At 32.9% G+C, this 24,154-nt stretch carries 18 protein-coding genes; 9 read left to right on the forward strand and 9 right to left on the reverse strand.

Annotation, left to right across the window (positions count from 1 at the left end; translation table 11 throughout):
- Nucleotide 1 precedes the first annotated feature (1 nt).
- The 3 genes from BSF41_RS12330 (at nucleotide 2) to BSF41_RS12340 (ending at nucleotide 3,038) form a co-directional block, all read left to right on the forward strand.
- Entirely contained in the window at nucleotides 2-1,201 is a 1,200-nt protein-coding gene (locus tag BSF41_RS12330; RefSeq protein ID WP_141248141.1) for a hypothetical protein, read from the forward strand.
- A 129-nt stretch (nucleotides 1,202-1,330) separates the two neighbouring features.
- Nucleotides 1,331-2,611: an SH3 domain-containing protein gene (locus tag BSF41_RS12335; protein WP_095929797.1), complete on the forward strand. Its 1,281-nt coding sequence runs from the start codon at nucleotides 1,331-1,333 to the stop codon at nucleotides 2,609-2,611.
- Nucleotides 2,612-2,804: 193 nt separating this feature from the next.
- On the forward strand, nucleotides 2,805-3,038 hold the full coding sequence (locus BSF41_RS12340) for a hypothetical protein (RefSeq protein ID WP_095929798.1): 234 nt from the start codon (nucleotides 2,805-2,807) through the stop codon (nucleotides 3,036-3,038).
- A 195-nt stretch (nucleotides 3,039-3,233) separates the two neighbouring features.
- Here the strand turns inward: BSF41_RS12340 and lgt are convergent, their stop codons facing one another.
- The 6 genes from lgt to BSF41_RS12370 form a co-directional block, all read right to left on the reverse strand.
- On the reverse strand, nucleotides 3,234-4,166 hold the full coding sequence (lgt, locus tag BSF41_RS12345; RefSeq protein WP_095929799.1) for a prolipoprotein diacylglyceryl transferase: 933 nt from the start codon (nucleotides 4,164-4,166) through the stop codon (nucleotides 3,234-3,236).
- 64 nt (nucleotides 4,167-4,230) lie between these two features.
- Nucleotides 4,231-4,479 carry a membrane protein insertion efficiency factor YidD gene (gene yidD / locus BSF41_RS12350; RefSeq protein WP_095929800.1) on the reverse strand — a complete coding sequence of 83 codons (249 nt, stop codon included), beginning with the start codon at nucleotides 4,477-4,479 and terminating at the stop codon, nucleotides 4,231-4,233.
- A 109-nt stretch (nucleotides 4,480-4,588) separates the two neighbouring features.
- Nucleotides 4,589-6,070, reverse strand: a complete 1,482-nt coding sequence (gene cysS / locus BSF41_RS12355) for a cysteine--tRNA ligase (protein WP_095929801.1) — start codon at nucleotides 6,068-6,070, stop codon at nucleotides 4,589-4,591.
- Nucleotides 6,071-6,123: 53 nt separating this feature from the next.
- Nucleotides 6,124-6,480 carry a four helix bundle protein gene (locus BSF41_RS12360; protein WP_095929802.1) on the reverse strand — a complete coding sequence of 119 codons (357 nt, stop codon included), beginning with the start codon at nucleotides 6,478-6,480 and terminating at the stop codon, nucleotides 6,124-6,126.
- A 95-nt stretch (nucleotides 6,481-6,575) separates the two neighbouring features.
- A complete protein-coding gene (gene folE, locus BSF41_RS12365) occupies nucleotides 6,576-7,247 on the reverse strand; it encodes a GTP cyclohydrolase I FolE (RefSeq protein WP_095929803.1) in 672 nt (223 codons plus the stop codon).
- A gap of 202 nt (nucleotides 7,248-7,449) precedes the next feature.
- Nucleotides 7,450-8,646 carry a pyridoxal phosphate-dependent aminotransferase gene (locus BSF41_RS12370; RefSeq protein ID WP_095929804.1) on the reverse strand — a complete coding sequence of 399 codons (1,197 nt, stop codon included), beginning with the start codon at nucleotides 8,644-8,646 and terminating at the stop codon, nucleotides 7,450-7,452.
- Between the two features lie 123 nt (nucleotides 8,647-8,769).
- On the opposite strand from BSF41_RS12370, the gene BSF41_RS12375 reads away from it, so the two are divergent.
- The 5 genes from BSF41_RS12375 to BSF41_RS12395 all read left to right on the forward strand — a co-directional run bounded on the left by BSF41_RS12375 (nucleotide 8,770) and on the right by BSF41_RS12395 (nucleotide 16,600).
- Nucleotides 8,770-10,095: a PDZ domain-containing protein gene (locus BSF41_RS12375; protein ID WP_095929805.1), complete on the forward strand. Its 1,326-nt coding sequence runs from the start codon at nucleotides 8,770-8,772 to the stop codon at nucleotides 10,093-10,095.
- Between the two features lie 150 nt (nucleotides 10,096-10,245).
- Nucleotides 10,246-12,882, forward strand: coding sequence for a gliding motility-associated C-terminal domain-containing protein (locus tag BSF41_RS12380; RefSeq protein ID WP_095929806.1), 2,637 nt, complete (start codon nucleotides 10,246-10,248; stop codon nucleotides 12,880-12,882).
- Between the two features lie 30 nt (nucleotides 12,883-12,912).
- Nucleotides 12,913-13,839, forward strand: coding sequence for a type IX secretion system membrane protein PorP/SprF (locus BSF41_RS12385; protein WP_095929807.1), 927 nt, complete (start codon nucleotides 12,913-12,915; stop codon nucleotides 13,837-13,839).
- A 10-nt stretch (nucleotides 13,840-13,849) separates the two neighbouring features.
- The gene (locus BSF41_RS12390) at nucleotides 13,850-15,979 is read left to right on the forward strand and encodes an OmpA family protein (protein WP_095929986.1); all 2,130 of its coding nucleotides are present in this window, start codon (nucleotides 13,850-13,852) and stop codon (nucleotides 15,977-15,979) included.
- A 138-nt stretch (nucleotides 15,980-16,117) separates the two neighbouring features.
- Nucleotides 16,118-16,600 (forward strand): hypothetical protein, encoded by a 483-nt coding sequence (locus tag BSF41_RS12395; protein WP_095929808.1) that lies wholly within the window; start codon nucleotides 16,118-16,120, stop codon nucleotides 16,598-16,600.
- A 156-nt stretch (nucleotides 16,601-16,756) separates the two neighbouring features.
- On the opposite strand, the gene BSF41_RS12400 is transcribed toward BSF41_RS12395, so the two are convergent.
- On the reverse strand, nucleotides 16,757-17,137 hold the full coding sequence (locus BSF41_RS12400) for a DUF1573 domain-containing protein (protein WP_095929987.1): 381 nt from the start codon (nucleotides 17,135-17,137) through the stop codon (nucleotides 16,757-16,759).
- A gap of 289 nt (nucleotides 17,138-17,426) precedes the next feature.
- Between BSF41_RS12400 and BSF41_RS12405 the strand changes: the two genes are divergently transcribed.
- Entirely contained in the window at nucleotides 17,427-20,060 is a 2,634-nt protein-coding gene (locus BSF41_RS12405) for a valine--tRNA ligase (RefSeq protein ID WP_095929809.1), read from the forward strand.
- Between the two features lie 170 nt (nucleotides 20,061-20,230).
- Here the strand turns inward: BSF41_RS12405 and BSF41_RS12410 are convergent, their stop codons facing one another.
- Entirely contained in the window at nucleotides 20,231-21,544 is a 1,314-nt protein-coding gene (locus BSF41_RS12410; RefSeq protein WP_095929810.1) for an APC family permease, read from the reverse strand.
- 140 nt (nucleotides 21,545-21,684) lie between these two features.
- Nucleotides 21,685-23,913 (reverse strand): TonB-dependent siderophore receptor, encoded by a 2,229-nt coding sequence (locus tag BSF41_RS12415; protein ID WP_095929811.1) that lies wholly within the window; start codon nucleotides 23,911-23,913, stop codon nucleotides 21,685-21,687.
- Nucleotides 23,914-24,154: the final 241 nt, after the last annotated feature.

Genomic DNA, 24,154 nt, shown 5'->3' on the forward strand with positions numbered 1-24,154 from the left:
TATGAAAGTAGTGATTGTTCTATTTGTATTTTTTTTATTTCAATCGTGTAATAAAGAAAATAAGCAAGAAATTCAAAGTAAAGAAAATTATCCATTACAAGAAAAAAAATTAAAAACAATGAATGACATTTTAGAAAAACAACTTAAAGAAGGGGCATTACAATATGCTTTAGATGATGATGGAAATAGTGTTAGTGAAACTTTGAAACATTCTTTTAGTATAGATGAATTAAATACATGTACAGTAGTCATATCAGAAATATTAAAATCTAATGGTTATAAAGCACCAAGTGATATTGACTTTAATAATAAAATAAATAAAATTTTCGGAAGATTAATCAATCCTAATTCCTTAAATAAGTATTTATATATTAATTATTATAATAAGTGTGACAAAGAATTCTGTAATCAATCAAATGACGGTGTTAATTTTAATGGGACTTATATAATAAAAAATAAAAATTTTATCACCGATTTTTTCTACTTACCAGAACTAATTAATTATCAAGAAAAATTTCCAAATATTGCTCAGTTAGAAAAGAAATATCCTTCTGAATGGTATAATGATGAACTTAAGATGAAAGTAGGAATTGAAAAATGGATGGAATTTGAAGCAAGAAAAGATGATTATAACTTATCAAAGGCCCGAAATTTTAATAAATTATTGATTATTTCACGCAACAAATATCTTTTCAATGATAACAAAGCAAGTTTGGTATGGCTAAAATTCAATGACCAATATTTTTTAGAATCACTTGTAAAAGTTTTTGGTTACGTTCAAGATAAAGATTTATTAAAATGGGTTTTAGACAGAAATCTAAACGATGATGAGTTTGATAAATTAATATTCACCAAAACCTGCGAAAATAAATACATTTTTCATAAAGAGATTTTTGAAGTAATGACTGAAGCAGATGAAAGAACCAAAGAGAAATACATTATGTTTTTGAGAGGAAAAACAGAACTTCCAAAAGTTGAGGATGCAAATTTCAGTGATAAGGCAAGAATCTATGCGCTCTATTGTTATTATGCAACAAAATTTACTCAAAGTATTGATCAAGGTTATGTTTATACCTTTTTTCCAAAATTGAATGATGAGAAATTTGAAGAAGAATTCAAAAGAAATAACTACTACAATATTCCTGATTTTAAAAAATTATTCGAGGATACTAAAAATGGTGGTATCGGTTTGCCTATGTAAAAGATAAGCTTATTGCTTTTCAGTTTCTAAACTACTCACGAGAGAAACACTCGCGCAAGCAAGGGCAAATTAACAACTATATAAACTCAATTGGAATTGAGAATGCCAAAATCATTATAACTGAAGAATATGAATAAATTTATCATTACAATAATATTATCATTTTTAGTTTCTTGCTCATCAAAATCACAAAGCAAAGAGATAAGAATAAACAACTTAAAAACAGCCTTTAAGAAAAATGATGATAAAGCCTTTTTCCAAAATTTCCCAAAAGACTATGACCAGTTTGTAAAAGATTTTGGTTGGAATGATAATTTAGATACCTCATATACTCTATACAATGAAAGTACAGATTATATAGACCGATTTTTTGCAATATTATCTAAAGACAAAACCAATAAATCTCTTACATCAATTATTGATATCGGCATAGATGGCAAATATCAAGCTGATGGAGTGAATTATTTTAAGTTTAATATTGAAAAACTATTCACGAAAAATCCTAGCCTTGTCTGCAATCTTTTAAAGAATCGTAGACCTGATGATATAGATAGTTTTTGGTATTTCTATTTGGACTCTCCCCAGCCTTTAACTTCTGTTCCTGATTACTTACAGTCTTTAAAAAATGAATGCGGGAATGTTTTTATTTCACTCGAAAAGCAGTTAAAAATAATTCAAAAAGAAAATCTTGTTTCAGAAGTTGTAGATGAAAGCAAAACAAATAAATTAAAAATTTTAAATGATTTTATCCCAAAAAATTATTTAGTACTTGATAGTCTATCTGTTAATATTAATCAAGATAATCTTTTAGATAAAATAATAGTATTGTCACATAAAGAGGAATTTAAAAATAACGAATCACGCTTATTTATGATTCTTTTCAACATCGGTAATAATAATTATTCTTTAAAATTTAAAAGCCCTAATGTAATTCCTTGTTTAAAATGTACTGGAGGAACTGGAGGAGAAGAATCTTATAGTGATTTAAGTTTCAAGAATAATATTTTAAGTTTTACTCAACTTAAAATTATTGATTCAAATCTTATAAAAATAAGATATGCTTTTTTGAATAATAATATTGATTTTATATTAAATGAAGTCAATACTGTCAATTCAGATTTAACATCTAATAACTTCTATAAGAATACTATTATCCCTAAAAACAAAATTGCCTTAAAAAACTTTAACTATCAAAATTACACTCAATATCTAAGACAGACAGCAAAAATAACAGATCCAGATGGATATACTAATTTAAGAAAAGAGAAAAATACATCTTCTGAAATTCTTCAAAAAATAAATACTGGTTCTGAAGTTCAAGTATTGGATAATTCAGGAGACTGGTGGTTGGTACAAACTAAGGAAGGTAAAAAAGGTTATGTTTATAAAACTAAGATAAAAGAGGAGTAAAAAACATTATTTTTCTTACTTAATAATGCCTTCCATTTTTAATATATTTGCAGTCCTTAAAGTAAAGTTATGATTTCAGAAAAAAAGTTTGCCCATGTGGTATGGTGGTGGTATTGGAAACAACCGCAACGCTCACTTTACAGCGTAGGACACCTTTAGCTACATGGGTTTTATATTTCCTTAAAGTAAAGTTATGAGTACCAAAATCCTTTCAAAAGAAGCCGAAATCAGGCTGATGAACTTCTTCAACAACAGAATTGACCCAATCGATATGGCAAAAGCCATAAGACAGGTAAATTTAACTCTAGCATTAGGCGTTATGAACGAAGAGCAAAATATTTCTTCTAATGCCTCTAAACTTGGAGACAGCTTCTATTGGCTCAATGAATTAGCCGAGATTTTAAATCCTTATCTGGATTTGGAGTAAGGTTTATTCTTTTGAAAAAATTAAAACCCTCAATCTTTTTGGAGATTGAGGGTTTTGCTTTTGCCGATGTTTTTGCACTTGGTTTTATTGTTGGCTATAACACAAAGAATATTGAATTTGGTGTATCTTATCAATTATAAAAAGAAAAAGCCCAATACGTACGATATTGGGCTTCTTTATTTAGGGTAATTGATTTTATGCTTCAGCTAAAGGATTTCTCTGAGCTCTTATGATAAAGAAAAGTCCAATAATGATAAATGGTATGCTTAACCATTGACCTGTTGAAAATAAGCCTAATTCGCTTTCAAAACCTCCTTGGCTTTCTTTTACAAATTCTACAACGAAACGAACAGCAAATAATAACACTAAAAACAATCCGAATAAAAGACCAGATTTAAGTCTTGCATTTGTTCTCCAGTATAAAAAGAATAAAATAGCGAATACAAATACATAACAGAAAGCTTCATATAATTGAGTTGGGTGTCTTGAAGGGACTTCTGCTAATAATGTTGCAAATTTTGGATCGGTTGCAATTGCAGTATAAGCTTCTTTTGGGTCTGCAATTCCCGTTTTTTGTACTGCTTCGGCTTTGCTGAATGTATCGTGAAGAAATCGAATTCCGAATGCAGAATTAGTTTCATGACCAATAATTTCAGAGTTGAAGAAGTTTCCTAAACGCACAAAAATAGCACCGCTTGCAACAGGAATTACTACACGGTCTAATATCCATAATAAAGAGCGTTTTAGTATTTTTTTGCTGTAGTAGTACATTGCAATAATAATTGCAATTGCAGCTCCGTGACTTGCTAATCCTTGGAAACCTGTAAATTGAAACTCAGGTTCGAATTTAAATGGCAGGAAAATTTCAAGTAAATGATTTCTAAAATATTCCCAATCGTAAAAGAAAACATGACCTAAACGTGCTCCAATCAAGGTTGCTAGAACAGTCCAAACAAACAAAGAATCTAGTTTTTCAATTGATTCATTTTCTCTTTCGAAAATCTTTTTCATTAAGAACCATCCTAATCCAAAGGCAATTACAAACATTAAGCTGTAATAGCGAATCATAAAAAATCCTAAGTTGATTCCCTCAGAAGGATTCCAAACTAAATTTAAGGCGTGTGTCATGTATAAATGTTTTTATATAGCTGTAAAAATAAATATTTAATGTAAAGTACCGCTTTCTAAAAAGTTAATGTTTGTGGTTACATTTCTTTTCTGGTACAGGATCGTAACCGGTTCTTCCCCAAGGATGACAACTCAAGATGCGTTTAATGCCTAAATATCCGCCATAAAATAGTCCGTGAATTTGTAGTGCCTGAATCATATAAGTCGAACAAGTTGGCTCAAATCTGCAGGATGCAGGTGTAAATGGTGAAATGGCAGTCTGATAAAAACGGACTAACAATACAAATGGATATATTAGAATTTTTGAAAACATATTTTTTTTGTATAAGTTAGTTTGTAGTGGTCAGTGTTCAGTATTTTAGTGTACAGTCAGTTCAAAGTTTGAATCTGAATACTAAAATACTGAACACTGACCACTTTTTTTATTGTATACTAAAAGTAGTTCCTTCTTTTCCGTCTTTAAGCTGAATCCCTAAAGCAATTAATTGATCGCGAATCTGGTCAGAAAGCGCAAAGTTTTTATCTGCTCTAGCTTGATTTCTCATGCCAATAAGCATATTTACTACACCTTCCAATTTATCGCTATCAGCATCAGCGGCTTTGTCATCGTTAAGGCCTAAAACGTCATACACGAAAGCATTTACCGCTGTTTTGAAATCAGCTAAATCTTCGCTAGAAATCGTTTCTTTGCCATCTTTTAATAGATTGATATAACGAACAGCTTCAAACAATTGCGCAATTAAAATTGGCGTATTGAAATCATCATTCATTGCATCGTAGCAAAGTTGTTTCCATGCGCCGAAATCTATTGAACTAGAACTTCCTGCAGTAATGTTTGGTAAAGCATCAAGTGCTTCCATTAATCTTTTGTATCCTTTTTCGGCAGCCACAATTGCATCATCAGAGAAATCTAAAATACTTCTGTAGTGTGCTTGAAGCATGAAAAAACGCGTCACTGAAGCAGAAAATGGCTTGCTTAAGATGTTGTTGTCTCCGCTAAGAATTTCGCCTGGAAGAATATTATTTCCAGTCGATTTTGCCATTTTCTTTGCGTTTAAAGTAAGCATGTTGGCATGCATCCAATAATTTACTGGAGACTGACCTGTGCAAGCTTCGTTTTGAGCGATTTCACATTCGTGGTGTGGGAATTTTAAATCCATTCCACCTCCGTGAATGTCAAAATGATTGCCAAGATATTTGGTACTCATTGCAGTACATTCCAAATGCCATCCTGGGAAACCATCGCTCCAAGGTGAAGGCCATCTCATGATATGTTCTGGCTCGGCTTTTTTCCACAATGCAAAATCTTGAGGATTTCTCTTGTCAGATTGTCCGTCAAGATCACGCGTATTTGCCAGCATATCGTCGATATTTCTACCGCTTAAGATACCGTAATTATTGGTTTCGTTATATTTTACAACATCAAAATATACCGATCCATTGGCAACATAAGCAATGCCTTTATCTATGATTTTTTTAATAATTTCGATTTGCTCAATAATATGGCCTGTAGCTGTAGGTTCAATGCTTGGCGGTAAAAAGTTGAAAGCTTTTAGAATGTTATGAAAATCTACAGTATAGCGCTGTACAACTTCCATTGGTTCTAATTGCTCTAAACGTGCTTTTTTAGCAATTTTATCTTCACCTTCATCCACATCATCTACGATATGCCCAACATCGGTAATATTTCGAACATAGCGAACTTTATAATCCAAATGCAGAAAATACCTGAAGATTACGTCAAAAGACATAAAAGTTCTCACGTTTCCTAAATGGACATTACTATATACGGTAGGTCCACAAACATACATTCCAATATTTCCATCATGGATGGGTTTGAAATCTTCTTTTTCACCCGAAAGTGAATTGTATATTTTGATTGGTTGCGTTGTATATAATGGCATAAAATTTATGTTTAACCGTTTAATCGTTTATTTGTTTAATCGTACTGAACGGATTAGTCTTGTGAAAGATAATATTTTTTTAGATTATTTATTTGATTGCAAATTTTTTCCCTTGATGTCGTATATTCTAACTCTGAAACATAATTTAAATCTTTAGAGATAATTAAATGATTTAAAGTTTCCATTGCAGATGAATACGATATCGTCAAAAAATGAGCTTTGTCCTTGCTTGTATTTCTTGAAGTTCCTTCAGTAATATTTGTTGCAATCGAAGATGCACTTCTTTTTACTTGAGATGTTATTCCGAATAATTCATTTGACGGAAATTTACTAGTTAATTTATAAATATCCAAAATTAACATTCTTGCATTTTGCCACACTTCAAGCTTCTCAAAAGAAAAAATGTACATTTTTTTTGTTTAATTGTTTAGTTTGTTTAATCGTTTAACCGAAAATTAAGTTTAACGATTAAACGATTAAACAAATAAACGATTAACCCCAATATTTAGAACTGAGTGTCTAGTTTAATATAGTCTAAGAATTCTCTTTTCGTTTGAGGATCTTTGAATTTTCCGCCGAACTCAGAAGTTACTGTACTGCTTTCGATATCTTTAATACCGCGAGAGTTTACACAAAGGTGTTTTGCATCGATAACGCAAGCAACATCTTCTGTTCCTAAAGCTTTTTGTAATTCTTGAACAATTTGCATTGTAAGACGCTCCTGTACTTGAGGCCTTTTTGCATAATACTCAACGATACGATTCATTTTTGATAAACCAATCACACGTCCGCTTGAGATATAAGCCACGTGAGCACGCCCGATAATTGGCAGTAAATGGTGTTCGCAAGTAGAATAAACCGTAATGTTTTTTTCTACAAGCATTTCGCCATATTTATAATTGTTGTCAAAAGTAGAAGCTTTTGGCTGTTTTGCTGGGTTAAGACCACCAAAAATTTCCTTTACAAACATTTTTGCAACTCGGTTTGGAGTTCCTTTGATGCTGTCATCTGTCAAATCCATTCCAAGAGTCTGCAGAATGCTTTCAACATCTTTTTTAATTTTTTCTATTTTTTCTTCGTCAGTTATATCAAAAGCATCTTCTCTTAGAGGATTTTTTGCATTACTGCTAAAGTGATTGTCTCCTATTTCGTCTAAAAATTCTTCGTTGTTTATCATTAAAAACTACTATTAGTATATGTATTCCTTTTTAAGGCGGTAAAGATAATTAATAAATAGGAAACCTTTTCTATGGTTTTTAGGATTTAATTACTCCTTTTTGGATATAATTTAAATTTTGAAGAGAAATACTGTTATTAGAAACAAAAAAGACAAGAACGAAAAACGTTATTGTCTTTTTAAATCTATTATAATGAATTGATTATCTGTTATTGTAAACCAATAAAGCTTCCTTTAAAATGTTTACAGCTGTAATCAAATCTTTTTTATTTAAAACATAAGCAATACGAACCTGATTTAATCCCATTCCAGGTGTCGAGTAGAAACCTTTGGCAGGAGCAATCATTACCGTTTCGCCATTTAAATTGTAACTTTCAAGCAACCATTGTGCAAAATCGTCTGAATCTTTTATTGGAAGTTCTGCAATGCAATAAAAAGCACCTTTTGGTTTTGTTACAATAACACCGTCAATTTTGTTTAATTCGGCAATCAGCGTGTTGCGGCGTTCTTTATATTCAGCAATTACTTCGTCAAAATAACTTTGAGGTGTGTCAATTGCAGCTTCGCAAGCAATCTGCTCAATAGTTGGCGGACTCAAACGGGCTTGAGCAAATTTCATTACGGTTGCTAAAACATCTTTATTTTTAGTAACCAAACAGCCAATTCTTGCTCCACACATACTGTATCGTTTAGAAACAGAATCAACCATGATTACATTTTGCTGTACATCTTCTAAATTCATTACAGAAAAGTGCACATCGTCGCCGTCATATAAAAACTCACGGTACACCTCGTCAGCGATTAAGTATAAATCGTGTTTTTTAATTAAACTAGCCAATTGTTTAATTTCTGCTTCAGAATATAAATATCCAGTCGGATTTCCAGGGTTGCAAATCAGAATGGCTTTTGTTTTTGGTGTAATTAATTTTTCGACTTCTTCAATACTTGGTAATGCAAAAGCAGTTTCGATAGTAGAAATCAATGGGACTACAGTTGCGCTTGTTGAAGATGCAAAAGCGTGATAATTAGCATAAAAAGGTTCTGGGATAATAATTTCATCTCCAGGATCTGTAATTGTGGCCAGTGCAAAAAGTAAGGCTTCAGAGCCACCAGTAGTTACAATGATGTCTTCTGTGTTAACGTTTACATTTTGGCGCTGGTAAAATTCTGCTAATTTTTTTCTATAGCTTTCATATCCGGCAGACGGACTGTATTCTATAAGAGTTAAATCAATATTTTTTACCGCCTCGATGGCCACTTCCGGTGTCTTGATATCCGGTTGACCAATGTTTAAGTGATACACTTTGTGTCCTTTTTTCTTTGCTAAATCAGCAAAAGGAGCCAGCTTGCGTATCGGAGATTCGGGCATGTTTCTTCCCTTGAGTGAAATTGTCGGCATGAGTATAAATTATTGAAGTGCAAATTTGCATATTTTTTTCGTATTTAACGTAAATAATAAGGGTACTTCTAAAAATGTAACAATAATAAATATATTTACTAATTTTATAATAAAATATTGTCAATGAAAAAATATATAGTATTGTTTTTTGGGTTATTCTTACCTTTTTTGCTTTTTGGACAAGGCGATTTCATATTGGAAAACAATGCAACTAAGGCTACAATACCTTTTAAACTGATTAATAATCTTATTTTTATTCCTATAAAAGTAAATGGAGTAGAATTAAATTTTCTATTGGATTCTGGCGTAGAAGAAACAATTCTCTTTAGTATGGAAGAACAGCAAGAAGTTAGTTTTAACAATGTTGTAAAAATTAAACTTCGTGGTTTAGGAAGCGAAGAGGAAATAGAAGGCCTAAAATCGACAAAAAATATTCTAGAAACTCATGGTCTAAAATCGAACGATCATATGGTTTTTATTATCCTAGATCAAAGTTTTAATTTGTCTTCTCATATCGGAATTCCTGTCAACGGAATTATCGGACATAAATTCTTTAGAGATAATTTTGTTGAAGTTAATTATCAGAAAAAGAAAATAATAGTTCACGCAAAGACTGCTAGGTATCAAGAAAAACTAGATAAAAAGTTTAAAATGGTTCCGATAACTGTAGAAAAGGCGAAACCATATATCATGACAACCGCTACAGTTAATAATGAGCAAGTTCCAGCAAAGCTTTTAATTGATATTGGAAATAGTGATGCTTTCTGGATTTTTGAAAATGATAAAATCAAACTCCCAAATAAAAATTTTCCAGACTTTTTAGGAAAAGGATTTAGCGGAGACATTGAAGGACATCGTGCTAAAATTGATAAATTTTCTATTGACGAATTTGATTTTAAAAAACCAATTGTCTCTTTTCCAGATTCTGCTTCAATTCGTAACGTTAAGATGGTTCCAGGACGTATAGGGTCTGTTGGGGGTGAAGTTTTGAAACGATTTACACTTGTTTTGGACTATCAGGGAAAAAAACTATACTTGAAAAAAAATGGGAGATTTGGGGAACCATTTACATATAATAAAAGCGGAATCACGGTGCAGCACAACGGACTTCAGTGGGTACAGGAAACAGTACATTTAGAAACCGTGCGAGTTGCATCTTCAATGGGAGAATTGCAGGAAAAGGACAAAAACGACAATAATTTTAAATATAAATTTGCTCTTAAGCCCGTTTATGAAATAGTGAATGTGCGCAAAAATTCTGCTGCCGAAAAATGCGGATTGCGTAAAGGAGATATTGTTGTCAGCATCAACAAAACGCAACCCTACAAATATACTCTTCAGCAAATAAATAATCTTTTAAAATCAGAAGATGATGTATGGATTAATCTTGAAGTCGAACGAAATAGTTTGGTGCTAAAATTTAGATTTAAACTAGAAGATGAATTGTAACAATATTGAATTCTAGTTTTTGGTCGATTATTTGTAAAACCGCGTTTCATGTTGCTATATTGAAGGAATGACTGTTTTTTGTGAAAATAAGTTTGTTAAAAATTAGTTTTTTAGTTAAATATTTTCTTATGTTTAACAAAAAATTAATCTATGGCAAAAAACTACATTAGCTACCTACATTTTGTATTGTTTTTTATTTTTTTCACTGTACTTCCTTCAAAACTAACTGCTCAATGTGCTGGTAATGATAACGTAAATGAATTAATTTGCGATGTTACTAATCCAATATATCAATCCGTAGATTTATTTTCTTTGTTAGGCGGTTCTCCAGTTCCAGGCGGAACATGGACAGATGATAATAATTCAAAAGGGCTAAATCCTTCTACTGGTATTTTAAATGCTCAATTTATCCTTAGCGGAGGAGAATACCACTATACCTACACAGCTCCAGCCACTTCGGGCTGTACCGATAATAAAGCGGTAGTCACGATTACTATTGGTGCATATGTTGGAGTCGGATCTCAAGCAACAGTTTGTAATGAAAACAACTTTTTTAATCTGTTTACGGCCTTTGACAGTAAGGTAATGGGGCCGCATGTAAACGGAAGATTTACTACTACTGCAGGTCAGCCTGTAGAATCTACAATAGAGATTGGACAATATACAACCAAAACGACACTTGACTTCATTTATACCGTGCCACCGGTACTTGCATGTTCTCCTAACTCAAAGTCTACCAATGTACAAGTAACTATTTATATAGCTCCAAAAATAGGAAGACCTGTAGATTTGGAATTATGCGGCACTACAGATTTGGCAGGATATACCAATTTAGATTTATTTGACCAGCTAATTGGAGGAGACAGAGGAGGTAGCTGGACAGGTACAGGCTTAACATCTGCCACAGATCATAATATTAATCTTCAAGAATTGTTTGACGCGAATGGACCTGGCGTCTATTCTTATACCTATACTGTTTTAGCAGTTCCTGGTAATAATATATGTAAAAATAAAGACGTTAAAGTAAATATAACTCTCGAAAAAAGACTTGATTTTACAGGATCTAAAATAGAAGCTAGCAAAGATATTTGCGAATCTGAGATTTCGACCGCCACTTACTCGGCAAAAATTACGCAAGGGCCAGATAATATCCCTAACGGAACATACGATGTTAACTTTAGTGTTGTCGGTCCAGGAGTATCCTCATCTGAAAATGTAAGAGGAAATTTTGTAAATGGTGAATTTAATTTCCCAATACGATCGTCTTCTTTCAAACAAGTAGGGGAGTATACCATTACTGTTACAGGTATAGCGTCTACAACAAGCAAAGGGACATGTATAAACATATTTAATCCGTTTTCAACTGTTTTAAATATTTATCCGTTGCCACGTTTAAACAATGCTACATTAACAGCGCTTCCAATTTGTCAAAATGATATGGCAACAATTGAAATTGCTGCACCCCAATTACTTGATGGACTTTACCGTATTTCATACAATATTAATGGAGATAATTTAGCTCTGGGCGAAACCGCAGAAATGAGGTCTGTTGGCGGAAAAGCATCATTTACAATTCCAGGAAACCTGAGTACAAGAAGCGGATTATCGGTAATTACGATTTATAGCATAACAAATATTACCAATCCTTCACCACAGTGTGCCAATACGGCAAATGTTGCAGGAAATCTGTATATAAATCCGTTGCCAAATGCATTGACTGTAAAAGCAGCAGTAAAAGATTATTGTTTGAATGCGCCTGTTACCGTTGCCGTTTCAGGATTAGAAACTTTAACCAATGTCAGTATTTCTTATGTATTGTCAGAAGCTAATATTTCTGCGGTACAAACGGTTACTAAAGCAGTAGTAAATGGTAAATTAGATTTTGTTATTCCTGCCGAATTGCTTTTAAATTCAGGCGAGACAAAAATTACATTATTGAATCTAACGAATACAGTTACAAATTGTGATGTAGATTTAATCAACGTTACAGATGATTTTGTAATAAATCCAATTCCTCCAGCGCCATCTGTTTTAGACCAGCAATTTTGTAAAGTTGATGAAGCTGTAGTAGCCAATTTAGAGCCAAAGGGAACTCAATACAAATGGTACAATTCTGCGACAGCAACAACGCCACTTGCAGTCGATTATGTTTTAAAAACAGAAGATTACTTCATTAGAGAAACTGCTGCTACAGGCTGCGTTTCAGAACCTGCAAAAGTTTCGGTACTTATAAATGATACAGCTGCACCAGAAATGAATGAAACGGCAGATTTTTGCGGACTGGCCAATCCAAAAATAAGTGATCTTTCTAATAAAACAAATGTTCCAGCAACGGTGGCTTGGTATGATGCGGTGGATGGAAATTTACTGGCATCGACCACATTATTAGTTCATAATGCGATTTATTTTGGATATGATTTAAATGAAACAACCCACTGTTTGTCAGAAAGCTATAAAGAAGTAAAAGTCTCACTGCAGGACTGCGAGGTCGCACAGTACGAGTTCTTTATTCCAGATGGATTCTCGCCAAACGGAGACGGTGTAAACGATTCGTTTGTGATAAAAGATATTGAATTTTTATATCCAAATTATACACTTGAAATTTATAATAGATACGGAAACGGAATGTATAAAGGAGATAATAATAAACCTGCTTGGGATGGCAAAAACTACGAAAAAAGCGGTATCGCTGGAGGTATTGCACCCAACGGAGTTTATTTTTATGTGTTGCATTTCAATAAAGACAATAAACCGCCACAGCAAGGCCGTCTTTATTTAAATCGATAAATCCTTTTTACATTTTAATATAATTTTCAAATGAAAAAAATAATACTTCTTATAAATTTCCTTTTCTATTTATCCGTTTCTGCTCAGCAAGATCCAGAATACACACACTATATGTATAATATGAGTGTGGTTAATCCTGCTTATGCGACTGGAGTTCCTGCCATGATGAATTTTGGCGGATTGTACAGAACGCAATGGGTTGGTGCTTATGGCGCTCCAAAAACATTTACCTTTTTTGGGCACACAGCTATTAATGATAAAATAGAAGCTGGTATCTCATTCGTTTCAGATGATATAGGAGATGGAGCTAAAAAAGAGAATAATGTTTATGCCGATTTTGCCTATGTTTTAAAACTAGGCGGAAAAAATAAATTGTCTCTGGGTTTAAAAGCTGGATTTTCGTCTATGCAAAGCAATTTTAATGGTTTTCGTTTTACAGACCCTCAAACAGATATTGCTTTTTCGGAAAATATAAATGCAACAAAACCTAATATTGGAGTTGGAGCGTATTATTTTAGAGATAATCTTTATGTGGGATTGTCTGCCCCAAACTTATTGAAGTCAAAATATATTGAAGAAAAGTCAGGAATGAATGCTTTTGGTTCCGAAGAGATTCATACTTTTTTGACTGCTGGTTATGTTTTTCAGCTCAACAACGCATTGAAATTGAAACCCGCATTTATGTCAAAATTTGTAAAAGGTGCGCCAATAACTTTAGATGTTTCAGCCAATGTTCTTTACAACGAAAAGTTCGAATTTGGAGCTTCGTATAGAATAGATGATTCTGTAAGTGCGCTTTTCAATATTAATGTTACACCGACATTAAGAGTGGGGTACGCTTACGATTATACGCTTACGAACTTCGGACAATTTAATTCTGGAACACATGAAATTATGCTGTTGTTCGATCTGGACTTGTTAGGAAAAGGATTTGATAAATCTCCAAGATTCTTCTAAAATGAAAAATATGAAAAAATTACTCGTTATTATATTCGTATTTTCAATACAGTTTATAAATGCACAGGATCTAGAACTAGCTAGAGCAAAACGTTTTTTTGATAAAACATATTACAGCGAAGCTATTATTTTATACCAAAAATTGGCAGACGAAAAACCGTCTCAAGAAGTCATTAAAAATCTAGCCGATTCTTATTTCTATACTAACAATTTAGTAAAAGCACAGCGTTATTATCGTCTTTTGATTTCAAATTACAGCAATAATTTAGACCGAGAATATTATTTTAGATACGCACAGACTCTTAAAGCAACAAATAGTTATGACGATGCAAATGCCAATTTAAAAGAATATTATGCTAAATCTGCCAATGCAGACGATCTTGCCAATTTTGAAAAAGACATTAAAACATTAGAAAATGTTACGGCAATTGGCAAACGTTTTGAGATTAAAAACCTTGCGATAAATACACCAAATTCTGAATTTGGAGCTGTAAAATATAAAGAGGATTTAGTTTTTGCTGGGGTGAAATTGAAGCCTGGTTTATTTGATAAAAAGTTTAAATGGGATAACGAAACGTATTTGAATTTGGTTTCAATTCCTTTAAAAAATATTAATTCAGGAGATTCTATAGTTCATTATTTTGCTAAAGAATTAAAAACCGGAATGCACGAATCGAATGCTATTTTTACAAAAGATGGCAAAACGATGTATTTTACCCGAAACAATTCTAAAAACGGAAAGAAGAAAAAAGACGACAAGAAAATTTCCAATCTTCAGATTTTTAAAGCAGAATGGGTTGAAGGAAAATGGACAAATATTACGTCGCTTCCGTTCAACAGTCCGAATTATTCTGTGGAGCATCCTGCTTTGAGTGCAGATGAAAAAGTATTGTATTTTGCTTCAGATATGCCAGGATCTCTAGGTTCTTTCGATATTTATTCCGTTAATATTAATAAAGGAGCATTTGATACTCCGAAAAATTTGGGTCCAGAAATTAATACAGATAAAAGAGAGCAATTTCCTTTTGCCTCTGCAGATAATAAGCTTTATTTTTCATCTGACGGACATTTGGGCTACGGATCTTTAGACGTTTTTGTTTCTGATATTAACGGAAATGAGTATTCAAAACCTATTAATGTAGGACTTCCGTTAAACTCTAATTTAGATGATTTCGCTTTTAACATTGATTCTAATACCAAAGAAGGATTTTTTGCTTCTAATAGAGAAGGAGGAAAAGGGAGCGATGATATTTATCAATTCAAAGAAATAAAAGATTTGATTGTTGAAGATTGCAAGCAATTAATCGCAGGAACAATTACAGATATTGATACGCAATTGGCTCTCGAAAATGCAACGGTATTATTACAAGATTCAGAAAATAAGACTTTAAATACCATTACAACTTCTGCTGATGGAAAATTCAGTTTTACGGTTGCTTGTGAGGCTTCTTATAAAATTTCAGCTTCCAAAGAAAACTATACAAATGCTTCAAAAATACTGACTTTAGACAAAACAAGAGATAAAGTTAATGACGGTTCTTTGGCTTTAAAATCATTGGAAGTTATTAAACAGGAAGAAAAATTAATTGCTGAAAATAAGAGAAAACAGGAGATTATCATTGAAGAAGAAAACAAGAAAAAAGAAGCTTTGGTGGCAATTGCATTAAAAGAAAAAGAGAAAAAAGCCAAAGAAGCAGCAATCGTTGCAGCTGAAGTTAAAAAGCAGGAAAAAGTAAAAGAGATATTAGCAAAGGAAAAAGATGTTGTTAAAGATAAAGATCGTTTAATCATTAAAACAGATCCAATTTACTTTGATTACAATATGTGGTATATCCGAAAAGAATCAAAAGTAGTTTTAGGCAGGGTAGTAGAGCTAATGAGGAAATATCCAGATATGAAAATCGAAATTGGTTCGCATACCGATTCTAGAGGAAATGCTAAATTTAATGAAGATTTGTCTCAAAAAAGAGCCAATTCGACAAGAGAATTTATAATTCAGTCTGGAATTGATGCAAAACGAGTTACAGCAAAAGGCTACGGAGAATCGGTGCCAATTATAAAATGTAAAACAGACGAATCTTGCTCAGAGGAAGAACATGAATTGAACAGACGATCTGAATTTGTAATCAAAAGTTTGTAATTTTTTTGAAACATAGTAAACCCGACAGATTTTAAAAAACTGGCGGGTTTCATTTTTACAGAAAAACTTTGCCAAAACCTTTTTGCGGAAATCTTTTTTCTTTAATTTTATAGTGATATCAACGAAATAGAAAAAAATATGAGAAATCTAACCTTGTCTTGTTTGCTTTTATCCTTTATTGGATTGCAAAGCTGTAAAAATGAAGAAAAACAAAAAGCTACTGAAGCTGCAAAAGCAGAAGGTGAAGCGGTGGTAAGCACTGCATGCTATAAAGCGATTTATGAAAAGGACACAATAGATTTAAAATTGAATACTTTAAAAAACGGAAAACTAGCAGGAGATATGATTATGAGAGTTGCGCCTTCAACTGTTAGAACAGGAGAAGTTGCAGGTGAGTTTCATGGCGATACTTTATTTGTGGACTACACTTTTAAAGACAATGTAAATGGAGAAAAAACATTCAAGAACCCGATGGCACTTTTAAAGCGTAACAACCAGCTTATTTTAGGAAATGGTGTTATGCAAACTACAATGGGTGTTACTTATTTGGTAAAAGATAAGCCAATTGATTTTGAAAGCGTAAAATATAAATTTGATTCTGTTGAATGCGCTGCGAAGTAAATAAAGAATAAAGAATAAAGAATAAAGAATAAAGAATAAAGAATAAAGAATAAAGAATAAAGAATAAAGATGTGAGAAGCAAGAGTTTCTTTATAAAGATAAAAAGCCGTTTCTAGATTTAGAAACGGCTTTTGTTATTTAAAGATTTTTAAATTCTTATTGAACTTCACCCTTAATTTTAAGAGCTACTCTTCCGTCAGGATAGTTTACTGCGTTGGTTTCAACAGTAATTGTTTTACGAATAGGTCCTGCTACCATGTTATATTTTACATCGATTTTCCCTTTTTTGCCCGGCATAATTGCTGCTGTAGGTTTGGTAACAACGATTGAACTTAGCGTAGATTCTGCGCCTGTAATTAATAAAGGAGCATCACCAGTGTTTATAAATTCAAACGAACGAAGTCCATTGTCACCTTTAGAAATTTTTCCATAATCAATTGTATTGTCTGGGGCTGCAAATTCAATTTTCGGGCCGTTTTGTGCATAACTTACTGCGCTAAACAATAAGACTGCAATAAAAGAGGCTGCATTTTTCATATGAAATCTTTTTTTTAATTGTAAGTAAATATACATTCTTTTAATTAACACACAAATTATTATTTCTCTTTTTATAGTCTACTTAATTATTTACTTTTGCTGTCAGTTATAAATACAAAAATTGAACCAGTTTTTTGTTTAACTGTTTAATCGTTTCTTTGTCTAATCGTTGAGATTGATTTATAAATGATTTTTTAAAACAGAAAATAAGAAAACAAATCAATTTGAAATTCGATGATCAAAACCGATTAAACGGTTAAACAAATTAACGATTAAACAACCCTAGTAAATGACAATTCCAGCACAATTTGACGCTAAGACGATTGAGAGTAAATGGTATGATTACTGGATGAAAAACAATTATTTTCATTCAGAACCAGATCATAGAACACCGTACACCATTGTAATTCCGCCGCCAAACGTCACTGGAGTCCTTCACATGGGACATATGTTGAATAATACGATTCAGGATGTTTTAATTCGTCGTGCACGTCTTAAAGGATTCAACGCTTGTTGGGTTCCAGGTACAGATCACGCCTCTATTGCAACTGAAGCAAAAGTGGTAGCGAAATTAAAAGCAGAAGGAATCAATAAAAACGATTTGACCCGCGAAGAATTCCTAAAACATGCTTGGGAATGGACCGATAAATATGGTGGAACAATCTTAGAACAACTTAAGAAATTAGGAGCTTCTTGCGATTGGGAACGTACTAAATTTACGATGGATCCAGATATGTCTGCATCTGTAATTAAATCGTTTGTAGATTTATACAACAAAGGTTTGATCTACAGAGGATACCGTATGGTTAACTGGGATCCAGAAGCAAAAACGACTCTTTCTGACGAAGAGGTAATCTATGAAGAACAGCAAGGAAAATTATTTTTCTTAAAATATAAAATTGAAGGTTCAGAAGATTTCTTGACGATTGCAACGACACGTCCTGAGACTATCTTTGGAGATACTGCCATCTGTATCAATCCAAACGATGAGCGTTTTACACATTTAAAAGGTAAAAAAGCGATTGTTCCAATTTGCGGAAGAGTAATTCCAATTATTGAAGACGAATATGTTGATGTTGAATTCGGAACAGGATGTTTGAAAGTAACGCCTGCACACGATATGAACGATAAAACTCTTGGTGAAAAACATAACCTTGAGATTGTTGATATTTTTAATGAAGATGCGACATTAAACAGCTTCGGATTACATTATCAAGGAAAAGACCGTTTTGTGGTTCGTACTGAAATTGCAAAAGAACTAGAAGAAATTGAGGCTTTAGCAAAAACAGAAACACACTTAAATAAAGTAGGAACTTCTGAAAGAACAAAAGCGGTAATCGAACCAAGATTATCTGACCAATGGTTCTTGAAAATGGAAGAATTAGTAAAACCAGCAATTAAGTCGGTTTTAGAAACAGGAGAAATTAAATTACATCCAAAACGTTTCGAAAACACGTATGCGCATTGGTTAAACAACATTCGCGATTGGAATATTTCTCGTCAATTATGGTGGGGACAACAAATTCCTGCTTATTATTACGGAGATGGAAAAGAAGATTTCGTAGTTGCAGAAAATATCGAAGATGCTTTAGCTTTAGCAAAAGAAAAAACATCTAACAACTCACTTACAACATCTGACTTAAAACAAGACGTTGACGCTTTAGATACATGGTTTTCATCTTGGTTATGGCCAATGTCAGTTTTTGGTGGAATTATGGATCCAGAAAGTGCAGACTTTAAATATTATTATCCAACAAACGACTTGGTTACAGGTCCGGATATTTTATTTTTCTGGGTTGCGAGAATGATTATTGCAGGTTATGAATATGCTGGAGAAAAACCATTTACAAACGTATATTTAACAGGTCTAGTTCGTGATAAACAACGTCGTAAAATGTCTAAATCATTAGGAAATTCTCCTGATCCTTTAGATTTGATCGATAAATTTAGTGCAGACGGAGTTCGTGTAGGATTGCTTTTAAGTGCTTCTGCTGGAAACGATATTATGTTTGATGAGGAATTGTGCAGTCAAGGAAAAGCGTTTTCAAACAAGATTTGGAATGCTTTCAAATTGATTAAAGGATGGGAAGTTTCAGAAACTATCGCACAGCCAGAATCGTCAAAAGTGGCTATTGAATGGTACGAAGCGAAATTGCAACAGACTTTAGTTGATATTGAAGATAATTTCGAGAAATACAGAATTTCAGATTCTCTTATGGCAATTTACAAATTGGTTTGGGATGATTTCTGTTCTTGGTTCTTAGAAATGATTAAACCGGCATACCAACAGCCAATTGACAGCGTAACTTTCGCGAAAGCGATCGAAATGTTAGAAAACAACTTGAAGTTATTGCATCCGTTTATGCCTTTCTTGACAGAGGAAATTTGGCAGTTAATTGCAGAAAGAACTCCAGAAGAAGCTTTAATTGTTTCGACTTGGCCAGAAGTAAAACCGTTTGACGCAAAATTAATTGCTGATTTTGAAAACTCAATTGAAGTAATTTCTGGAATAAGAACAATTCGTAAAGACAAAAATATTCCGTTTAAAGATGCCATCGAATTAAAAGGAATCAACAGCGAAAATGTTTCTACTTATTTTGATTCAATCATAACGAAATTAGGAAACGTTTCTGCTTTCGAATATGTTTCAGAAAAAGTAGACGGAGCATTGTCTTTCCGTGTAAAATCAAATGAATATTTCATTCCGATTACTGGAAACATTGATGTTGAGGCTGAAATTGCAAAACTGACAGAAGAATTAAATTATACTAAAGGATTCTTGAAATCTGTTGAAGCAAAACTTTCAAACGAGAAATTCGTAAACGGAGCTCCAGAGAAAGTCCTTAATTTAGAAAAACAAAAACAAGCTGATGCTCTAGCAAAAATAGCTACAATTGAGCAGAGTTTGGCTGGTTTGAAGTAAGAAATCAAATTAGTTTATAAAACTAAACCCGACAGGTTTCCAAAATCTGTCGGGTTTTTATTTTTTTTCGCCACGAATTCACGAATTTTATTTTTAAAATCTATTCGTGAAATAATTTCTAAATTATTGTTTTGCCCAACGATTGTAAAATAAAATTCGTGAATTCGTGGCTATCTTTTCTTCTTCAAAAACAAAAACAAAGGATAAGAAACTATCGTAATCGCAACAATAATAATAAAACTTTTAGGGTCACTGTAAATAAATCCTCCAAGTAATGCAATAGAAAATATAATCGCAATTATAGTTGTCCAAGGATACCAGAAAGAACGGTAAGGTCTTGGCAAATCAGGTTCAGAAGTTCTTAATTTTAAAAGGGAATAATAAGCCAATCCCCAAACGATTATAGAGATAAAGGCAGCGAAAGAAAATAATACTTCAAAAGAGCCAATGCAAATTAAAAACAAACTGAAAAGAGAGGAAACCAATAGCGCAACAATTGGAGTTCCACCTTTGTTTACTGTTGTTCCTTTTTCGATAAAGAAACCGTCACGGCTTAATCCGTAAAGGATTCTTGGCGGAATCATCATAAAGGCATTCAAAATACTAATTAAAGAGAAGATCGAAATTACGGTTACAATTTTTGCACCACTTTCTCCAAAAAGAATTTTGGCAACATCGGCAGCGGCGAGATTAGATTTGGCTAAAGTTTCGATTGGCAAAACATGAAAAAATGCTGCGTTTACCAAAATATAAATGGCCACAACTAGTAAAACACCACTGTATAAAGATTTCGGAATATTTTTACTTGGATTATCATTTTCTTCTGCAAAAAAGCAAACGGCATTCCAACCATTATAAGTTCCAATAATGAGTTGTAATGATTTAAAAAATCCAAAAATAAGCCCGATTTGAAAAATAGAACTATCCGTTTTTATCGCTGGAACTTCAACTCCAGAATACATAAAACAAGCCACAACCAAAGCCACAAAGCAAATGACTTTTAGTAAACTGGTAATCTGCTGAATTACACTTCCGTTTTTTACGCCGCTTAAGTGCAGCAAAACAAATGCAACCAATAAAGAAATAGACAATACTGTCGAATAATTGGCTAATTGCGGAAATAAAATAATCGTGTATTCGCTAATTACGATGCAATAAAACGCGGGCGGAATAGCGTTTACAATATAATCGTACCAGCCAGAAAGAAAACCGGCATACTCGCCCAAAGCTCTTTTAATATAATTGTACGATCCACCGGCTTTTGGCAACATTGTCGCCAATTCTGAATAGGAATTTGCTCCTAATAAAACATACAAACCTCCAAAGAGCCAAGAAGCAAGAATAAGCCAGTAATTATTCAACATTTCTGCAATAGTTCCTGGCGTTCTTAAAATTCCAACACCAATTGTTCCGCCAATTAAAACGGCAATATTGAAACTAAGTCCTAAACTTTTTTGTAATTGGTTTTTTGTAGAATCCGACATTCTTGAATTGGGTTTTAAGGATTATAATTTCAAGCAAAAATAGTGTTAATTGAATTAGTTTTGAGCTTAAAATAAAAATCCCAAGATTTTCGAGTGAAACTGAAAATCTTGGGATAAAATCAAAACTCTAATTCAATATTTTAAAACTTGTAACGCAAGCTTGTCATAACTTGACGAGGCGCGATTGGGTTCACACTATAATTTTCGTGAACGGTGTAATTTAATTCGTTTGTAATGTTTGATAATTTACAAAGGATCGAGAATTTTCTCCAAGTATATCCAACAGATGCATCAATTGTAACATAACCTTCTAGCGGAATTTCTCTATGGTAGATTCCATCAGGATATTTAGTAAGATCTGTACTGTATTGGTCATTCCAGCCTCCTAAACGATCACCGATGTAGTTTCCAACAGCTCCAACAGATAAATTTTTAAATAAGCCTTCTTGTACCGTATAAAAGAAACTTAAGTTGGCTGTGTTTGCTGGAGTTCTAACAAGACGATCGCCTTCTATAAAACTTCCGTTTAAACCAGATGTTTTAGTATAACGCATATCGTTGTAGCTGTAACCTGCAATAATGCTAAGTCCGTCAATTGGTCTTGCAGTAACATCCACTTCAATACCTTTACTTTTAGTTTCGCCGCTTAAAACTTTTACGTTTGTGTCAGTGTTTAAGCTTCCATCAGCTTTAAATTCTGCAGTTTGAGCCAAGTTGCTGTTTGTAATTTGATAAACCGTAACATTTGTACTTAATAATCCTTGTAAAAAGTCAGTTTTGATACCAGCTTCATATTGATCAATAATAGAAGGCTCAATTGGTTTTAAATCTGCTGTAGTTCCTGTGTTTGGAGTAAACGAAGTAGAGTAGCTACCAAAGATAGAAACCTCTTTTCTAGGCTGATAAATTAATCCAAATTTTGGAGAAAATGCATTGTCTAATTTTTTAGCGCCTACTGTAGGAACTGCATTTTCAGGCGTAACAGTTTGTTTTCCTCCAGCAAAAGTTTCTTTGTAAGTTGTAACTTCGGCTTCTTGCCAAGACCAACGTACACCTGCTAATACTTTAAACTTCTCTGTAATCGAAATTAAATCCTGAAAATAGACACCAAAACGGTTGGTTTCTGTTTTTGCAATTTGAGTTGCTCTAGCATCTGGAATATCATTTCTTTGTGTTGACGGATCAAAGTTGAAAAGATTGATGGTATCATAATTTGCAGGATTAAATGCAAAAGTATAGGCTGTTGCAAACGAGTTTTCCCAGTCTGCACCTGTAAAAATTTGATGTTTTACAGATCCTGTATTAAAGTTTCCTTGAAGACTTAATTGATCTCCTAAAATTTGTTCTGAGTTGTCATTTTGAACCAAAGGTCTTGTCCAGTCTCCATTGTCTTTTACAGAAGATAATTGTGCTGTAGATTTCGAAGCTCTATCATAATTCTGGAAAGAAGAATTAAAGTTTAATTTCCAGTTTTTATTGAAATCGTGATTTAAGAGTACAGATGCACTAGCCGATTTTGTGTTACCATTAGACCAAAGTGCTCCATAAAAAGTATTTCTAGGCAAATCAAGAATTTGCGTGCCAATGATTCCAGTTCCAAAATCAGGCGTCCAATCTGCACTTAAATAATCTCCTTGTACTGTAATTTGAGTTTTAGGATTAATGATAAAAAGCAACGATGGATTTACATATACACGTTTGTTTTTTACAACATCTCTAAAGCTTTCTGAATTCTCGTAAGAACCGTTAATTCTAAAGGCGATTGATTTAGTAAGACCTCCGTATAAATCAAATGCTGGCTTATAATAAGAGTAGCTTCCAATTTGCATTGAAACTTCTCCGCCACTTTTAAATTGAGGTGTTTTGGTTACTAAATTAAGAATTCCTCCTGGCGCTACGTTTCCAAATAGTAATGCTGAACCACCTTTTAAGAATTCTACTTTATCTAAGCCAGAAACATCTGGAATTGATCCTGCATTATAGCGGAATCCGTTTTTAAACATATTGTTTGCAGACATGTCATAACCTCTAGAGAAGAAAGATTCCTGCGCACCACCACGAGCAGAACCAACGTAAACACCGTTAGCGTTTTTAAGAACTTCGCTTAATCTAATTGCTTGCTGTTGTTCGATAATTTCAGAACCAATAACTTGTATGCTTTGTGGATTATCCATTGGTTTTAATCCAGAGCGAACCGCTGTTACGGGTTTTGGTTCTTTGGTTTTAGTAACAACTACTTCATTTAAAATTTCCCCTTTTTTATTCTTAACGGTATCGTTTACTGAAGAAGTAGATTCGGCGCTTGAATAATCTTGCGCATAAGAGGCAAAACTCAATAATCCTAATACAAATAGTAAATTATATTTCATGGTATTTATTTAGATTCAATAAAAATTATCGAGTGCAAATATAAATAGACATATTCTTTAACAGGAAATTATGAAGTGGATTTCTTACTTAAACCTTTCTTAGTCTTTTCTTAAGATTTGCTTAAGGATTTTCTAATGTTATTTTAATTTTGTATTTAAAACAGATTAAAATGTCTCATAGGATATTCTAGGAAGGTATTTTATAAAAAAACAGGGCTGGCTCATTTTTGAGTCAGCCCTG

Source organism: Flavobacterium sp. ACN2, from assembly GCF_002303885.1.
Lineage (GTDB): Bacteria > Bacteroidota > Bacteroidia > Flavobacteriales > Flavobacteriaceae > Flavobacterium.

Bases quoted from the DNA above. Each gene is read 5' to 3' on its own strand.
- BSF41_RS12415 (WP_095929811.1), bottom strand. From the start codon at position 23,913: ATGAAATATAATTTACTATTTGTATTAGGATTATTGAGTTTTGCCTCT.
- BSF41_RS12410 (WP_095929810.1), bottom strand. From the start codon at position 21,544: ATGTCGGATTCTACAAAAAACCAATTACAAAAAAGTTTAGGACTTAGT.
- yidD (WP_095929800.1), bottom strand. From the start codon at position 4,479: ATGTTTTCAAAAATTCTAATATATCCATTTGTATTGTTAGTCCGTTTT.
- BSF41_RS12360 (WP_095929802.1), bottom strand. From the start codon at position 6,480: ATGTACATTTTTTCTTTTGAGAAGCTTGAAGTGTGGCAAAATGCAAGA.
- BSF41_RS12395 (WP_095929808.1), top strand. From the start codon at position 16,118: ATGAGAAATCTAACCTTGTCTTGTTTGCTTTTATCCTTTATTGGATTG.
- folE (WP_095929803.1), bottom strand. From the start codon at position 7,247: ATGATAAACAACGAAGAATTTTTAGACGAAATAGGAGACAATCACTTT.
- BSF41_RS12385 (WP_095929807.1), top strand. From the start codon at position 12,913: ATGAAAAAAATAATACTTCTTATAAATTTCCTTTTCTATTTATCCGTT.
- BSF41_RS12405 (WP_095929809.1), top strand. From the start codon at position 17,427: ATGACAATTCCAGCACAATTTGACGCTAAGACGATTGAGAGTAAATGG.
- BSF41_RS12335 (WP_095929797.1), top strand. From the start codon at position 1,331: ATGAATAAATTTATCATTACAATAATATTATCATTTTTAGTTTCTTGC.
- BSF41_RS12375 (WP_095929805.1), top strand. From the start codon at position 8,770: ATGAAAAAATATATAGTATTGTTTTTTGGGTTATTCTTACCTTTTTTG.
- BSF41_RS12400 (WP_095929987.1), bottom strand. From the start codon at position 17,137: ATGAAAAATGCAGCCTCTTTTATTGCAGTCTTATTGTTTAGCGCAGTA.
- BSF41_RS12330 (WP_141248141.1), top strand. From the start codon at position 2: ATGAAAGTAGTGATTGTTCTATTTGTATTTTTTTTATTTCAATCGTGT.
- lgt (WP_095929799.1), bottom strand. From the start codon at position 4,166: ATGACACACGCCTTAAATTTAGTTTGGAATCCTTCTGAGGGAATCAAC.
- BSF41_RS12390 (WP_095929986.1), top strand. From the start codon at position 13,850: ATGAAAAAATTACTCGTTATTATATTCGTATTTTCAATACAGTTTATA.
- BSF41_RS12340 (WP_095929798.1), top strand. From the start codon at position 2,805: ATGAGTACCAAAATCCTTTCAAAAGAAGCCGAAATCAGGCTGATGAAC.
- BSF41_RS12380 (WP_095929806.1), top strand. From the start codon at position 10,246: ATGGCAAAAAACTACATTAGCTACCTACATTTTGTATTGTTTTTTATT.
- BSF41_RS12370 (WP_095929804.1), bottom strand. From the start codon at position 8,646: ATGCCGACAATTTCACTCAAGGGAAGAAACATGCCCGAATCTCCGATA.
- cysS (WP_095929801.1), bottom strand. From the start codon at position 6,070: ATGCCATTATATACAACGCAACCAATCAAAATATACAATTCACTTTCG.